Annotated in this window: 12 protein-coding genes; 7 read left to right on the plus strand and 5 right to left on the minus strand. The window is 72.9% G+C overall.

Going from position 1 to position 15,596, the window contains the following annotated elements; genetic code table 11:
• Positions 1-591 precede the first annotated feature (591 nt).
• From J2Y69_RS13175 to J2Y69_RS13190, 4 genes are read left to right on the plus strand one after another with little or no spacing between them, the layout of a single operon-like run.
• Complete coding sequence (locus tag J2Y69_RS13175) at positions 592-2,733, plus strand: sigma-70 family RNA polymerase sigma factor (protein ID WP_310021475.1); 2,142 nt, start codon at positions 592-594, stop codon at positions 2,731-2,733.
• A 9-nt stretch (positions 2,734-2,742) separates the two neighbouring features.
• A complete protein-coding gene (locus J2Y69_RS13180) occupies positions 2,743-3,117 on the plus strand; it encodes a YrdB family protein (RefSeq protein WP_310021478.1) in 375 nt (124 codons plus the stop codon).
• A gap of 4 nt (positions 3,118-3,121) precedes the next feature.
• Positions 3,122-4,507 (plus strand): FAD-binding oxidoreductase, encoded by a 1,386-nt coding sequence (locus J2Y69_RS13185; protein WP_310021480.1) that lies wholly within the window; start codon positions 3,122-3,124, stop codon positions 4,505-4,507.
• The gene (locus J2Y69_RS13190) at positions 4,500-4,898 is read left to right on the plus strand and encodes an NUDIX hydrolase (protein ID WP_310021482.1); all 399 of its coding nucleotides are present in this window, start codon (positions 4,500-4,502) and stop codon (positions 4,896-4,898) included. The genes J2Y69_RS13185 and J2Y69_RS13190 overlap by 8 nt, the downstream gene beginning before the upstream one ends.
• A gap of 39 nt (positions 4,899-4,937) precedes the next feature.
• Here the strand turns inward: J2Y69_RS13190 and nagB are convergent, their stop codons facing one another.
• The 5 genes from nagB to J2Y69_RS13215 form a co-directional block, all read right to left on the minus strand.
• Positions 4,938-5,717 (minus strand): glucosamine-6-phosphate deaminase, encoded by a 780-nt coding sequence (nagB, locus tag J2Y69_RS13195; protein WP_310021484.1) that lies wholly within the window; start codon positions 5,715-5,717, stop codon positions 4,938-4,940.
• A complete protein-coding gene (locus J2Y69_RS13200; protein WP_310021486.1) occupies positions 5,710-6,648 on the minus strand; it encodes an ROK family protein in 939 nt (312 codons plus the stop codon). Before J2Y69_RS13200 ends, nagB begins: the two co-directional genes overlap by 8 nt.
• Before the next feature lie 93 nt (positions 6,649-6,741).
• A complete protein-coding gene (locus J2Y69_RS13205; protein WP_310021487.1) occupies positions 6,742-7,959 on the minus strand; it encodes an ROK family transcriptional regulator in 1,218 nt (405 codons plus the stop codon).
• A 99-nt stretch (positions 7,960-8,058) separates the two neighbouring features.
• A complete protein-coding gene (locus tag J2Y69_RS13210) occupies positions 8,059-11,352 on the minus strand; it encodes a family 20 glycosylhydrolase (RefSeq protein ID WP_396653105.1) in 3,294 nt (1,097 codons plus the stop codon).
• Positions 11,349-12,572: an alanine racemase gene (locus J2Y69_RS13215; RefSeq protein ID WP_310021491.1), complete on the minus strand. Its 1,224-nt coding sequence runs from the start codon at positions 12,570-12,572 to the stop codon at positions 11,349-11,351. Before J2Y69_RS13215 ends, J2Y69_RS13210 begins: the two co-directional genes overlap by 4 nt.
• Positions 12,573-12,633: 61 nt before the next feature.
• On the opposite strand from J2Y69_RS13215, the gene J2Y69_RS13220 reads away from it, so the two are divergent.
• The 3 genes from J2Y69_RS13220 to J2Y69_RS13230 all read left to right on the plus strand — a co-directional run bounded on the left by J2Y69_RS13220 (position 12,634) and on the right by J2Y69_RS13230 (position 15,356).
• On the plus strand, positions 12,634-13,044 hold the full coding sequence (locus tag J2Y69_RS13220; RefSeq protein ID WP_310021493.1) for a RidA family protein: 411 nt from the start codon (positions 12,634-12,636) through the stop codon (positions 13,042-13,044).
• Between the two features lie 96 nt (positions 13,045-13,140).
• A complete protein-coding gene (locus J2Y69_RS13225) occupies positions 13,141-13,602 on the plus strand; it encodes a hypothetical protein (protein WP_310021495.1) in 462 nt (153 codons plus the stop codon).
• A gap of 224 nt (positions 13,603-13,826) precedes the next feature.
• Entirely contained in the window at positions 13,827-15,356 is a 1,530-nt protein-coding gene (locus tag J2Y69_RS13230) for a L,D-transpeptidase (RefSeq protein WP_310021498.1), read from the plus strand.
• Positions 15,357-15,596: the final 240 nt, after the last annotated feature.

The following is a 15,596-nucleotide window of genomic DNA, read 5'->3' on the forward strand; positions in this document are numbered from 1 at the left end:
GGCATATCCGCCGACGAAGGCCTCTGGGCACGGTCAGGGCACGTCCACTGACGCCGCCACGCCCGAACCCATCCACTCTTTCTGGCCTATAACCCTCTCCCGCTGACATCCGCTCGCTGACACCGGCCCCCCTCCGGCGTCAGGCGAGTCCCCTCCAGGGTCTGATCACGCCTCCGGCGATCACCTTCCGATGATCAGAGAAGAGGCCGGGAGATCTTCGCTCCCCAGTGCGATGATCTCCCGGCCTTCTCCGTAGAGCAGAGGTCCGGGAACTCCTCCCCCGAGGCTCCCGAGACCTGCCAGTCGGTGGATTCCCCACCACCGACCGCCCGCCTTCTCCGCCCCCCGGTGGAGTCTGCTTTGGCTGTCTCTGATGGAGGAGATGCCGACGCCCACGGTTCATTACGCGGTTTCGGAGAAAAAGTTCGAAAAAGGTCGCCGGCACCCGTGCGGCCCTGTTTCTCCTCGACGAATTCGGGTTCTGCTCTGGCTCTTCCCAGCCCGAGGGTGAAGAATGGGTGTTCGCGTGACCGTCCGGGGGAACCTCCCCGACGCACCGTGGGAGCGCACCCACACGACGAGAAACGACGTATGACCGACGACCAGAGCATCTCCTCCGCGAGCGACGCGGAGTCCGACGAGACCCGTAGCGACGCCGAGCTGATCCTGCGTACCCGGTCCGGTGATTCCCGGGCGTTCGCGGAGCTGTGGCGTCGTCACTACCGGGCCGGCATCACGGTCGCCCGCTCGGTGACCTCGTCGTTCGACGCCGACGACCTCGTGCAGGAGTCGTTCGCCCGCATCTACCAGGCGATCCTCAAGGGGGGCGGCCCGACCGGCTCGTTCCGCGCCTATCTCTTCACCAGCATCCGCAACACCGCCGCCGGCTGGGGTCGCGCGCGCCGCGAGTCCGCGATCGACGAGCTGGACGCCGTCGCCGATCCGAGCACCACGGACCAGGCCGCGAACGACGCCCTGGACCGCAGCCTCACCGCCGAGGCCTTCCGCAGCCTTCCGACCCGCTGGCAGGAGGTGCTCTGGTACTCCGAGATCGAGCAGATGAAGCCCGCGGAGATCGCCCCGCTGCTCGGCATGACCGCCGGCGCGACCTCGCAGCTCGCCTTCCGCGCCAGGGAAGGGCTCCGTGAGGCGTGGATCCAGGCGCACCTCCGCTCCGCGGAGACCGGCTCCACCTGCGAATGGACCATCGAGCGCCTCGGCGCCTACTCTCGGGGCAATCTCGGCGCCCGTGACCGCGCGAAGCTCGACGCCCACCTCGAGGACTGCGCCCGCTGCATGATCGTCGCGGCCGAGGCCAAGGACGTCTCGCACCGTCTCGCTCTGGTGCTGCTCCCGCTCGTGCTCGGCGTCGGCGGAGCCGGGGCCTACCTGGCCACGCTTCAGGGTGCCGCGGCCCCCGCCATCGCCCTCGCGGCGATGCCCTCGGGCATCGTGGAGGGCGCCGTCGTCGTCGGCACCGGCGTCGCCGGAGGCGCGACAGCCGTGGGAGCCGCCCAGTCCGCCGGCGGTGCCGGCGGCTCGGCAGGAGCCGGCGCATCCGCAGGAGCGGGCGCGTCAGCCGGGGCAGGAGCCTCGGCGGGGGCCGCCGGAACCGGGTTCATCTCGGGCATCGGGGCCCTGGTCGGCGTCGGATCCGCCGCGCTCGTCGTCGCGGGCGCGATCGTCGCGTCCGCCGTCGTGCCGAGCCTCGTCGCCGATCCCGTCGCGACCTCGCAGCCCAGCGCCGGCGAGGCGGGCGCCCCAGGGATCGTCGCCGAGGTGTCCACGCCTCCGACCCCGGGAACCGTGACGCCGGTCCTGATCGACACCGCTCCCCCGGTCAAGCCGGTCGAGCAGAAGCCCGCGCCCGTCGAGCAGCCCGCAGAGCAGCCGAAGTCCGAGGACTCCGGGATGACCGCGCTGGCAATGACGGCGCCCGAGCCGGTGGCACCCGTCGACCCGCCGGTCGTCGATCCGAAGCCCGTCGACCCCAAGCCGGTCGACCCCAAGCCCGTCGACCCGAAGCCCGTGGATCCGGTCGACCCGGTGGACCCCGTCGACCCGAAGCCGGGGCTTCCCGCGGGGAGCCCGAAGTTCGGCCCCGCTGACATCCGCTGCGTCACGCAGCCCGGAGCCCTCTACGGCGTCATCCACTACTACGTGTCCGTGACCGGGGCACCCGGAGCCACGGTCCAGGCGTCGCTCGGCGGCAGCACCGACGGGACGACCGGGACGACGCTCGACTCGAACGGCACGGGTGTCACCGATCTGCGGCCCACGCTGTCGCAGCTGGTCTTCGACACCACGGTGGAGTTCCGTTACGTGCATGCGGGCGAGGTGGGGCCCGCTGCCGTCACCAGCCTGTTCTCCTTCGGACGGCCGAGCCTGGGGCTCTGCCTGGAGGACATCCCGACGGAGGAGCCGTCGACCGGCGTGCCGACCCCGGCCCCGAGCGCTCCCGCCGTCGTGCTCACGCCCGAGCCCGCGCCCACGGCGAACGAGGAGCCGGCCAGGACCGAGGAGCCGCCCGCTGCGCAGACGCCGTCCCCGAGCGCCCCCGCTGAGCAGACGCCTCCCGTCGCGCCCGAGACGACGGAGCCCGCGCCGACCGAGCCCGCAACACCTGCGCCCGCCGAGCCCGCGCCCACGGAGCCCGCACTTGCGCCCGAGAGCAGCGAGCAGCCGGCCGTCCCGCAGAGCACGGCGTCCGACGCCCTCGTCACCGCCCCATAGGCTGGAGGCATGTCCTCGACCCCCCACGCCCCGGCGACCCCGGGGATGAGACCTCGCGCGACCGCGCTCGACATCGTCCGCGTCGTCGTGCTCCTGGTGGCCATGTCCTCCCTCGTCCTGTGGGGGCTCGTGGCGTGGGCGATGCCCTGGAACATCATCACCGCGATCGGCGCCCCGCTGATCGTCCTGCTGGTGTGGGCGCTCTTCCTCTCCCCCCGTCCGGTGCTCGCCGTGCATCCGTTCGTCCGGGCCCTCGTCGAGCTCGTGATCTACGCCGGCGTCACGATCGCCTGGTGGTCGCTCGGGCAGACCTGGATCGGTCTGGGCTTCGCCGTCGTCGCGGTCGCGACCGGCCTCGTGGCCGGGCGCAGGGCCTTCGGCTGAGGCCATGAGCGACGCCGAGGTCATCGGGCAGCTCAGGGCGGCCCTCGGGCAGCGCGTCGACACGTCGGCCGCCACGCTCGAGGACGCACGCGCCGATCGGTCGGGCCATGCCTCCGCCGGTCCTCCCCTCGCCGTCGTGCATGCGGAGTCCGTCGCCGACGTCCAGGAGACCCTGCGGATCGCGCATGCGACCCGCACCCCCGTCGTCACCCGCGGGGCCGGGACCGGGCTCGCCGGCGCCGCCAACGCGGGCCCCGGCGAGATCGCCCTGTCCACTCTGCGGATGGACGGGATCACGGAGATCCGACCCGACGACCTCCTCGCGGTCGTCCAGCCGGGCATCCTCGGCGGCGACCTCTCGCGAGCGCTCGCGGCGCACGGCCTCTGGTGGGCGCCGGATCCGGCGAGCCGTGAGATCTCCACCGTCGGCGGGAACATCGCCACGGGTGCGGGCGGCCTCCTCTGCGCGAAGTACGGTGTCGTCCGCGACGCCGTGCTCGGCGTCGACCTCGTCCTCGCCGACGGCCGGCTCCTGCGCCTGGGCCATCGCAGTGTCAAGGGCGTGACCGGGCTCGACCTCACCTCCCTGGTCATCGGCTCCGAGGGGATCCTCGGCGTGGTGGTGAGCGCGACGCTCAAGCTCCGCCGGCTCCAGGATGACCCGCCCTGCACGATCGTGGCGTCCTTCCCCCGGGTGCGGGACGCCGCCTCCGCCTCGGCCGCGGTGACCGCCTCCGGGATCCAGCCGGCGATCATGGAGCTCATGGACGCCACGAGCCTCGCCGCCGTCCATGCACTGCTCGACCTGCCGGCCCCCGCCCCGGGGACGGCGCAGCTCACCGTCCAGACCGACGGCCCCGCCGCCGCGGACGAGGCGGACCGGATCGCCGCGACGCTGCGCTCCGCCGGCGGGACGGTGTCCCTCACCCGCGACCGCGAGGAGGGCGAGCGGCTGCTGGCGATCCGCCGCGCCATGCACCCGGCGATGGCGGCGCTCGGCACCACGCTCATCGAGGACGTCTCCGTGCCGCGCAGCGCGCTGCCGGCGATGTTCGACGAGATCGCGCGGATCGAACGCGACCACGGTCTGACGATCCCCACCGTCGCCCACGCCGGCGACGGCAACCTGCACCCCAACTTCATCTTCGACGGCCCCGATGTCCCGCCCGGGATCTGGAGCGCGGCGGACGATCTCTTCCGCGCCGCGATCCGGCTCGGCGGCACCCTCACGGGCGAGCACGGGATCGGCACGCTGAAGAGCCGCTGGCTGGCCGAGGAGCTCGGCGAGGACCAGTGGGACCTCCAGCGTCGGATCGCCCGCGCGTTCGACCCCGAGGGCATCCTCAACCCCGGCAAGGTGTTCACGGAACGAGAGGGAGCCGATGCCTGACATCCACGTGAGCGCCGCGGTGATCACGGACGCCGCAGGACGCGTGCTCGTGGTCCGCAAGACCGGCACGGTACGGTTCATGCAGCCCGGCGGCAAGCCGGAGCCGGGCGAGAGCGCCGCCGAGACGCTGGCGCGGGAGCTGCACGAGGAGCTCGGGATGACGGTCGATCCCGACGCGCTGAGCCCCTTGGGGGTCTTCATCTCGGATGCGGCGAACGAGCCGGGTCATCGGGTCGTGGCGACCGCGTTCGCGCTCAGCGCCGAGGAGGACCAGGTGCGGGTGCAGGCCGAGCTGGCGGAGCTCCGCTGGATCACGCCCGACGACGTCGCGGACACCCCGCTGGCGCCACTGAGCGAGGAGCACCTGCTCCCCCTCGCCTGGCCCCGCTGAGTCGCGGGGACAGGCGGGAGGCGCCGACGGGCCGGCGGGTCAGATGCCCTGCCAGGCCGGCTTGTTGGCGAACGTGTAGCGGTAGTAGTCGGCGAGCCGCAGCTTCGAGGCCGCCGCCTCGTCGACGACGACCGTCGCGTGCGGGTGCAGCTGGATCGCGGAGCCGGGGAGCACCGCCGCCAGCGGGCCCTCGACCGCGTCGGCGACGGCCCGCGCCTTGCCCTCGCCGAAAGCGAGGAGGACGAGGTGGCGCGCCTCCAGGATCGTGCCGAGGCCCTGCGTGATGCAGTGACGGGGAACCTCGTCCACGGAGTCGAAGAACCGGGCGTTGTCCTCGCGGGTCTGCACGGTCAGGGTCTTCACCCTGGTCCGCGAGGCGAACGACGACCCCGGCTCGTTGAACCCGATGTGGCCGTCGGTGCCGATGCCGAGGATCTGCAGGTCGACGCCCCCTGCCGCGGCGATCTTCGCGTCGTAGTCGGCTCCGGCGTGCGCGATGCCCTCCTCGGAGCCGTCGGGGACGTTGATCAGCTGCGGGTTCAGCCCGAGGGGCTCCACCACCTCGCGGGTGATGACCGATCGGTAGCTCTCCGGGTGGGCGGGATCGATCCCGACGTACTCGTCGAGCGCGAACCCGCGCACCTGGGACACGTCCACGCCCTGCAGGCGCGTGCGCAGCGCCGCGTAGACCGGCAGCGGGGTGGATCCCGTCGCCAGGCCCAGCACCGCATCGGGGCGCGCGGAGATCAGCCGCGCGATCTCCTCGGCGACCAGCGCACCTGCCCGCTCGGCGTTCTCGACGATGACGACCTCAGCCATGGACCACTGCTCCCTTTTCGATTCCGACGCGACCGTGGGCCGCGCCGACCAGCGCCGCCCCGAGTGCCGCCGCAGGCGATCCGGCGGGCAGCAGCTCAATCCTCTCATCCAGGCGCAGCGACCCGAGGAACGGCGACGCCGCCGCCTCCTCGCGCAACCGGCCCGACACGTCATCCAGGAGCCGGTCGCCGAGGGCCGTCACTCCCCCGCCGAGCACGACCGTCTCGACATCCGCGCTGAGCACGAGGATGCGCACGGCGGACGCCGCGCCGTACGCGATCCCGCGCCGCAGCTCCGACGCCTCCCGGTCGCCCTCGTCGGCCGCATCGAAGATGTCCTTGATCGGCAGCGCTCCGGGCCGCCCCCAGGCCTTCGCGACCGCGCCGCCACCGCAGAACGTCTCGACGCACCCGCGCTGGCCGCAGCCGCAGACCCGTCCGCGGGGGTCGACGGAGATGTGGCCGACCTCGCCCGCGGTCCCGCGGGAGCCGCGCCAGAGCACGCCGTCCACGACGATGCCCGCAGCGACCCCGGTGCCGAGGTTGAGGTAGGCCATCGAGGATGCGTCGCCGCGGAGCGCGCCGGCTCCGAGCGCTGCGGCCTTCACGTCGTTCTCCACGGCGAAGGGCACATCCAGCACGGCCCGCACGGATGCGGCGAGATCGAGCTCCTCGACCCCGAGGTTCACGGCGTGCAGCACGCGCCCCTCCGCGGCATCGACGAGACCGGGGATCCCGACGCCGACCGAGGAGATGTCGGAGGCCGCGAAGCCGCCGTCCGCGCGAAGGGCGGAGACCGCCTCCAGGATCGTGCCGACCACCGCGTCCCGCCCCCAGCCGGTGGCGATGCGCACACGGGCCACGATCCGATCGTCGGGCGCCAGCGCCACGGCATCGGTCTTCGTTCCGCCGACATCGAGACCGAGTCTCATCGACCGGGCACCCTCCTCGGGGCCGGCTCCCTCGAACACGGCCATCAGTGCGCGACCGCCCCGTGGCGGTGCGAGCGGTGCTCAGTCATCGGATCAGGACACTCCCAGCTGACTCGACAGCACCATCACCGCGGCACCGCGCAGGACGATGTCCTCCTGCGTCGTCATGCGGATCGCGACGTCGTCGAACACCCCGGCCAGGGTGCGGGCGAGCAGCGTGCTCCGCGCCGCGTCCACCAGCACGCCGTCCAGGAGATCCGCGGGGCCGGACAGCACGATCTCGGAGAGATCGAGCGCCGCCACGATCGGCGCGACGCCGACGGCCAGACGCGTGCCCGCGTCGCGGAGGACGCCGTCGCGCGCCTCGTCATCGGCGGCGGCCTCGAGCCGCTCGCGGAGCCTCGTGGCGCTGAGCCAGGCCTCGAGGCACCCCCTCTTGCCGCAGACGCAGAGGGGACCGCCGTCGGTGCCGACCACGACGTGCCCGATCTCGCCGGCCGCGAAACGGCTCCCCAGCAGCGGCTGGCTCCCGGAGATGAGGCCGGCGCCCACCCCTCGCCCGACCCGGACGAGGAGGGTGTCGGAGTTCGCCGCGCCGAACGTGTACTCCGCCAGCACCGCGGCGTTGGCGTCGTTGCGCACGAGCACCGGGAGGTCGAGGGCCGCGCCGAGCAGGCGTTCGAGCGGGAAGTCCGTCCAGTCCAGGTTGGGCGAGCTGAGCACGACCCCGTCCGGGCGGACGATGCCCGGCGCGCCGACGCCGATGCCGAGGACCGGCACGGGAGAGAGGGCCACGAGCTCCGAGGCGAGGGCGCGGACGGCCTCGTAGGCGGCGTCGCCCCCGTGCGGCCGCGCGGTCTCGAGGCGCTCCAGCACCTCTCCGTCGAGGCTCAGCAGCGCGCCCTCGAAGACCCCGGGACCGGACAGGTCCAGGCCCACGATCCGGTGGCCGGTGCGGTCGATGTCGATGAGGATCGGGGGCTTGCCCGGTCCGCTCGTCTCGCGGATGCCCTTCTCCACGATGATGCCGTCGGCGATGAACTCGGCGACGAGGTCGGAGATCGTGACCCGGGTCAGCCCGGTCTTCCGGGAGAGGTCGGCACGACTCATCGCCCCCTCGTGATAGAGCGTCTGCAGGACGAGGGAGCGGTTGTGCCCCCTGGCGTGCTCGGGAAGCACCTTCCCCCGCGTGCGGAGATGCCGACCGGGCCCGAAGGCATGCGGATCGACGGCTCCACGGCCCCCCGCGACCGGCGGGGCCGACACCGTCGTCCCGCTCGATGGGCGGGAGGGATCAACCGACTCGGACATATTTGTTAGTAGACCTTACGAACAAAATTTGCGCAACCCATGAGCCCACTCCTCCGGCCTCCGGTTATCGAAACGTTACTTGACGGTTCCGCGCTCCGGTCAGGGGTTTGCCCCCTCCTCGGACTGACGCTGCAGGATCCGCTCCACCAGCCCGGCGACGATCTCCTCGCGCCGCTCCACGCTGATCGGCTTCCCCGGGATGCCGGGGCGCCGCTGGTCCGGCGCCGGACCGTCCAGAGGACGATACCGCACCCCGGAGGACGCGAGGCGGCGCAGCCCCGCCTCCAGGCGCGTCGCGAACCCCGCGAACGGATCCGGCTCCCCTCCGCGCCAGAGCCGCTCGGCGATCGCCAGGATCCGGGGGAACATCGCGAAGTCGACCCGATCCCTCGTCGTGAGGTGCTCGGTCCAGACGTTCGCCTGGCCGCCCGCGACGCCGTCGGGCAGGGTCAGCGTGTAGGCGTGCTCGATCGTGAGCGGCGGCCCGACCGGGACCGGCTCGTCCGCGGACTCCGACTGCCGGTAGTCGAGGTACACCTCGAGATCGGGGCAGGCGATGACCGGGATCCCCCGGCGGAGGGCCTCCGCGAGGGCTACGGGGCCCCGCCAGGCGGCGATCCGCGTGCCCGGCGGGACGTCGCCCTCCAGCACCTCGTCCCAGGCCAGCGCGGTCCGTCCGCGGGCGTTGACGTGCTCCACGAAGAGCCGCGTGAACCAGGGCTGCACGGCGTGCGCATCGGGCAGGCCGAGCTCCGCCATCCGCGCCCGGGCCGCCGCGCTCGCCGCCCACTCCTCGACCGGCACCTCGTCGCCGCCGATGCCGATCCACGGAGAGTCGAACACCGCGCAGAGCGCATCGATCGCCGCCCTCCCGAACGCCAGCGACGCCTCGGTCGGCGCCAGCACCCGCGGGTTCACCCCGAAGCGCTCCCACGGCCCGTCCGGCGCATCGGCGACGTCCGTGTTGCGGAGCTCCGGATAGGCCGCGAGCGCCGCCTGGACGTGGCCGGGCAGCTCCACCTCGGGGACGATCGTCACGAACCGCTCCGCGGCGTACGCGACGAGCGCGCGAAGCTCCTCCGTGCCGTAGTGCCCCTCGTGCACGCCCGGCTCGACGGTCGCGAGCGGGCCGTGGCCGCGCTGGGTCGCCTCCCGCCGCGCTCCGACCTCGGTGAGCCGGGGGTATCCCGGCACCTCGAAGCGCCACCCCTGGTCGTCGGTGAGGTGCAGGTGCAGCACGTTCAGATGCAGGGCGGCGAGCTCGTCGATGAGGCGGCGGACGTCGGCCGCCGGGCGGAAGTGGCGGGCGACGTCCAGCATGACGCCGCGCCAGGGGTAGGCGGGCGAGCCCTGCCAGACGCCAGCGGGGATCCTCGCCACCCGCTCGCCGTCCTGATCGTCCTGCCCGTCCTGCCCGTCCGATCCGCGAAGCTGCCTGAGGACGGTGACGCCGCGGAACACCCCGGCGTCGGTGGCACCGCGCACCTCGACGCCGGCATCCGACACGGTCAGCCGGAACGCCTCGGCCCCGACGCGGCCGTCGGCCGTCGCCTCTTCGGCGAGCGCCGAGTCGAGCAGCAGCCGGATCGATGCATCGACCGCGGTCGGAGCGGGGGCGGCCGCGGCGATGGCGGCGGCGATCCTCTCCAAACCCTCCTCGGCGATGACCGGCGTGCCGGGGGTCCACAGGAACGGCACGGCCTGCGGATCGATCTCGGCGTCCACGAGCGGGATGGTCGCCCGGTGCGCGGGAGGCGGCATGCGCAGCGCACGGCCGGGCGTCGCGCCGGTCACGGCGCCGTCCTGAACGACCGGGACGCCGCCGACCAGCACCTCGACGATGCCCCGCGGCTGCCGCCGGGGATCGTCGAAGGTCGCCGTGTCGATGACGGACTCCGGGTCGAGGAGCACGAGGTCGGCGGTCGCCCCCTCCCGGACCACGCCCCTCGGGGCATCGCCGCGATGCAGCCCCAGGCGCTCGGCCGGCGTGCCCGAGAGGTGTCGGACCGCCTCCTCCAGCCCGAGGTTCCCGAGCTCCCTGACGTAGTGCCCCAGGTAGCGCGGGAAGGTCCCGAACCCGCGCGGATGGGGCTTCGCCCCGATGAGGATCCCGTCGCTCCCGGCGGTGTGCCGCGGATGGCGCATGATCGCGCGCACGTTCGCCTCGTCGCCGATGTGCATGAGGACGCCGGTCGCCCCGGCGTCGGCGACGACCGTGTCCAGGACGACGTCGACGGCGCGACGCCCGGACTCCGCGGCGATCTCCGCGACCGTGCGGCCCACGAGGCCGCCGAGCTCCGCGGATCCGGTGCCGGAGATCTCGATGAGGGACCAGTCGGCCCGCTCCCCGTGGAATCCGTCGCAGCCGACGTCCTCCAGCTCGACGCGCACCGCCTCGCGGCCGGCGTCATCGAGCGCGGCGACCGCGGCGAGGAGGTCGCCGCCGGCCGACAGCCGGCTCGGGAGGAGGGCGGCGAGCGTGGTAGCGCCCGGGAGATAGGGGTAGGTGTCGATGGTGACGTCCACGCCGTCGGCGAGCGCGGCGTCGACGAGGGCGAGGAGGTCCGCTGCGCGTCCCCGGTTGGCGGGGAAGTTCATCGTCGCGTGCGTGAGGTGGATCGCGCAGCCGGTGCGCCGGCCGATGTCCAGCGCCTCGGCGTAGGCGTCCAGCGCCGCCCCGCCATAGCTCCGCGTGTGCGGCGCCCAGTACCCGCCGCGCTCGGCGACGATCCGACAGAGCCGTTCGAGCTCGGCCGTGTCCGCGTACATCCCTGGGGTGTAGGTGAGTCCGCTCGACATCCCGAAGGCGCCCGCGTCCAGCGCGGCGCCCAGCAGCTCGCCCATCCGACGCTGCTCGTCCTCGCTCGCCGTCCGGCTCTCGTGACCGACGACCATCATCCGGAGGTTCCCCTGGGGCACGAGGACCGCGACGTTCCCGGCGGTGGCGGCGTCGATCTCCGCGAGGAAGTCCTCCATGCCGCGCGGACCGATCCGTTCGGGAAGCCCGTTCCATCCCGCGATCTGCGCGGACACCGGTCCGGCCGAGGCCTCGTCGAGGGGCGCGTAGCCGAGCCCGTCCTGGCCGATCACCTCGCAGGTCACGCCCTGCAGCAGCTTCGCCGCGTGCGCCGGTCCGCACAGCACGGCCAGGTCGCTGTGGGCGTGCATGTCGATGAAGCCGGGGGCGAGCACGAGCCCGGACGCATCGACCTCGACCGCGCCGGCCGGAAGCGGGCCAAGGACGTCGGCGGCGGCACGGACGACGGCGGAGACGCGCGCGCCCTCGACGACCACGTCGGCGACGAACCGCGGCGCACCGGTGCCGTCCACGACGGTCGCACCGCGGTAGACGCGGGTGCGTCCCTCCGCGGCGATCGTCTCGCTGAGACTCAGAACCACGTCGCCACCGCCCCGATCACGAGCGGGTCCTCGGCGTCCGGGTCGTCGATCACCGGCACGACGCGCCATTTGTCGAACGCCGTGCAGGGGTGGGACAGGCCGAGCCGGACCACATCGCCCACGGCGAGGCGGGCACCGTCCGCCGTCCGCAGGAAGGCGTGCTGGTCGTTGAGCGCGGTCACCTCGCCCTCGACGCCCTGCGGGACGGGCAGATCCAGGTCGAAGGGCACATCGCGCCGCCCCGCGTCGAGGAGCGCGAGATCCGCCTCGGGCCGGGAGACGACACGGGCCCAGGCGTGCATCGCCGAGCGCAGCGGCGCGGTGGGGACGACGGAGCCGAACGGCCCCATCCGCGCGTAGAAGCCGTCGTCGTGGATCTGGAACGCCCCGGATCGGAGGATCACCTCGGCGTCCGCCGTGTACGGCGCGAGCACCGCGGCGACCCGGTCCGGCCACGCGCTCCCGCCCGCGGTGAGGATCGGGCGCTCGGCATGGTCGATGAGGGGCAGGACGCCCTCGAAGAGCTCGCCCATCCGCCGCAGGTAGGCATCGACCGCCGCGACCGAGGCCTCACTGCGATCGGGGCCGAACGGCCCCTCGTACCCGGCCACCCCGGCGAGCCGGAGTCCGGGGGCCGCGGCGATCGCCCTGGCGATCTCCTCCCCCTCCGCCACGGTGCGCACACCGGTGCGGCCGTGGGCGCCGCCGAGCTCGACCAGCACCTCGACGGGGCGGACCGCGTCGGCGAGGGCGTCCGCGAGGATCGCGACCGTGTCGAGCGCGTCGGCCCACACCAGCAGCCGGAGGCCGGGACGGGCAGCGAGCTGGGCGCCGAGCCGCGCCGCGCCCGCGGCGTCGGCCACGGCGCCGGCGAGCAGCACCCGCTCGACCCCGGCGTCGATCGCGACCCCCGCCTGCCACGGCGTCGCCACGGTGATCCCCCAGGAGCCGGCGTCCAGCAGCCGCTGCCAGAGGGCGGGGGCCATGGTCGTCTTGCCGTGCGGCGCGACCTTCATCCCCTGCGCGTGCGCCCAGTCGAGCACGGTCGTCTCGTTGTGCGCGAGCGCCGCCTCGTGCACCGTCAGCAACGGTGTCCCGAACTCCGAGAGCCGTGCGCCCGCGGCGGGGACGGCGGAGAGGGGCAGTCCGTGCAGCCGGGGCGGCACGCTCTTGGACCAGGGACCGAGGACGGGGTCGGGGATGCGCAGAGTCACGGAAACCACGCTATCCCGGACCGGCGCAGGGGCCTGTCCCACCGGCTCTAGGCTTGTCTTCATGACCGAGAAGACCCGTGTTTCCACCGATGCCGCACCCGCTCCCGCCCACACGTTCTCGCAGGGCGTGCGCAAGGGCCCGATCGTCCAGGTGTCCGGCCAGGGACCGGTCGATCCCGTGACGAACGAGTACCTGCACCCCGGTGACGTCGCCGCCCAGACCACCCGCACACTGGAGAACGTGAAGGCGATCGTCGAGGCGTCCGGCGCGACCTTCGACGACGTGGTCATGCTCCGCGTCTACCTCACCAAGCGCGAGGACTTCCCGATCATGAACGAGGCCTACGGAGCGTTCGTCACCGCGCACACCGTGGGGGATGTCCTCCCCTCGCGCACCACCGTGTTCACCGGTCTCCCCCGCGAGGAGATGCTCGTCGAGATCGACGCGCTCGCGGTGGTCGACCCCGCCTGAGCGGTCCCGCCCCCTGTGGTTTACTGTGTGGCGGCGCCGGTCCTGGCGCCGCCATGCACGGCCGTCCACACGGCCCCTGCCCCCCGGGGGGAACAAATGAACCGCCGCTTCACCGCTCTCGCGATCGCCGCCGTCGCCGTCCTCGGCCTCACCGCCTGTGGCGGAACGCCCGCAGGCTCCTCCACCGGAGCCGCCGACAAGCCCGCCGCCGACACCCAGAGCGTCGCGGACGCCTGCACCGACGTGGGCAAGGCGATCCAGGAGGCGAGCGCAGGATTCTCCTCCCTCGACTTCTCCGCCGCGGCATCCGACCCCACCTCCACCGTCGAGTCCTTCAACAAGATGACCACGGCCATCAACGACGCCGCCGCCAAGGTCGGCAACGAAGAGGTCCGCACGGCCGCGGCCGCCGTCGGCACCAGCTTCGGCAAGCTCGGCGACGCCCTCCAGAAGGCGCTCGTCGACAAGGACACGTCCGTCCTGACCGATGTGTCCTCCCTGCAGTCCGAGATGGAGACGAGCACCCAGGCGTTCGCCAAGGTCTGCAGCATCAAGTAAGCCGCCTGCGGCATCGCGCCGCCCTCGCGTCGAGGCCCCTCGGACAGCCATCCGGGGGGCCTCGACGCCATCTGCGGACGATCCGGCTCCGCCGCGGGACAGGCCCATAGCAGGTCGCATGGGACATCAGAGGGACTCAGGTATCCGTTGCCGTTCCGTTATCACGATCCCGTAGCATGATCAACAAAGCGTGGCCTCGGGTGCCACAGGGGGGTGTGTGCATCGTGACTGATCTCGCAACCGCACCGGATGCGGCGACGGGCAAGACGCCGATCGTCGACGGAACCACCGCCGCGCAGGGCGCCGAGGCGCCGACTGTGGCGACGGACGCCGCCACCCCGGAGACCACGGGCGGATCCGATGGCGACCGCCCCGTGCAGTGGGCGCCTGCCGAGGAGCCCCGGAAGAAGCGCCACATCGGCCGCTGGATCGCCATCGGCGCCGGCGTGCTGGCCATCGGACTCGGTGCCACGTCCGCAGTGCTGATCGCCCCTGGCGTCTCGATCGCCGGCGTGCCCGTCGGCGGCATGACCGCCGGAGCCGCCGCCGAAGCCCTCAGCGACCGCGTCTCGCACATGCAGATCACCTTCACCGGCTCCGGATCCGATGTCACCGTCAGCGGCTCCGACCTCGGCGCGCACATCGACGCCAAGGCCCTCGCCGACGCCGCCTTCGCCGAGCACCCGATGTGGAACGTCACCGCGTGGATGCCCGAGCCCACGCCCGGCGCGATCACCCTGGACCGTCATGCCGCCGAGCGCGTGCTGCGGGCCCAGCTCCCCGCGGTGTACCAGAACCCCGTCGATGCGACCATCGCCTTCGACCCCGCATCCAAGACCTATGTCGCGACGGCCGCCGGCGACGGCAAGGGCATCGACCTCGACGCCCTGAGCACGTCGATCGCCGGGGCCCTCGCCGACGGCAAGAGCTCCGTGAAGCTCGAGGCGGCGTCCGCGGCGATCGCCCCCGAGATCACCGACGCCGACGCCAAGACCACCGTGGACAAGCTCAACGGCATCCTCGCGACGGCCGGCTTCTACGTCGGCGCCGAGCGGACCGTGCCGATCGATCCCGCGGTGACGGCGAGCTGGCTCACGGTCACCGCCGTCGACGGCGAGTTCACGGTCTCCGCCGATCCCACGGCCATCCAGACCGCCGTCAACGCCCTTCCCGGGCAGATCACGCGACAGCCCGTCAACGCGAAGTCCGTGATGGACTCCTCGGGCTCGGTGCTGGAGAGCATCGTCCCCGGCGTCACCGGACGCGAGCTGGGCGACGTCTCCGGGGCGGCCGCCGCGTACGCACAGCAGCTCTCCTCCGGGGGGAGCGGGGCCGGGGGCTACGAGCTGCCGGTCAAGGAGACCCCCTTCACGACCACGGCCATGGTGCGCCAGATCGATGTGAACCTGAGCACGCAGACCGTCTCGGCGATCGAGAACGGTGCGGTCGTCGACTCCTGGGCCGTGTCCACGGGCAAGGGCGAGTTCGCCACCCACACCGGCTCCTACACCGTCAACTGGAAGCTCGACAGCCAGAACATGGGCAACCAGGACCTCACGCAGGCGCCGTTCTACTTCCAGCCCGACGTCAAGTGGGTCATGTACTTCAACGGGGACGAGGCCTTCCACGGGGTGTACTGGCACTCGAACTGGGGCTCCCCGATGAGCCACGGCTGCGTCGGCATGCCTGAGTGGCGCGCGCAGTGGCTGTTCGACTGGTCGCCCGAGGGCGTCGAGGTCAACGTCCACTACTGAGCCCGTCCGGCGGCTCCCCCGCTCCGGCCCACGGCGGTCCCCGCCGTGGCTACCGCGAGACTGCAACTGTGTCTCGAGACAGCGTGAAAATCGCGCAGTCTCGAGACGCAGTTGCAGTTTCATCGAGCGTCGTCCCGCCCTCCACCCCGGGGCCGCCCTGCCGCGACGCGGCCTACGGACGACGCGGCCTAGGGACGACGGAGGGGGCGAGCGCCGCAGCGCCCGCCCCCTCCGGATCAG

It is taken from the genome of Microbacterium resistens (genome assembly GCF_031456305.1).
Lineage (GTDB): Bacteria > Actinomycetota > Actinomycetes > Actinomycetales > Microbacteriaceae > Microbacterium > Microbacterium resistens_A.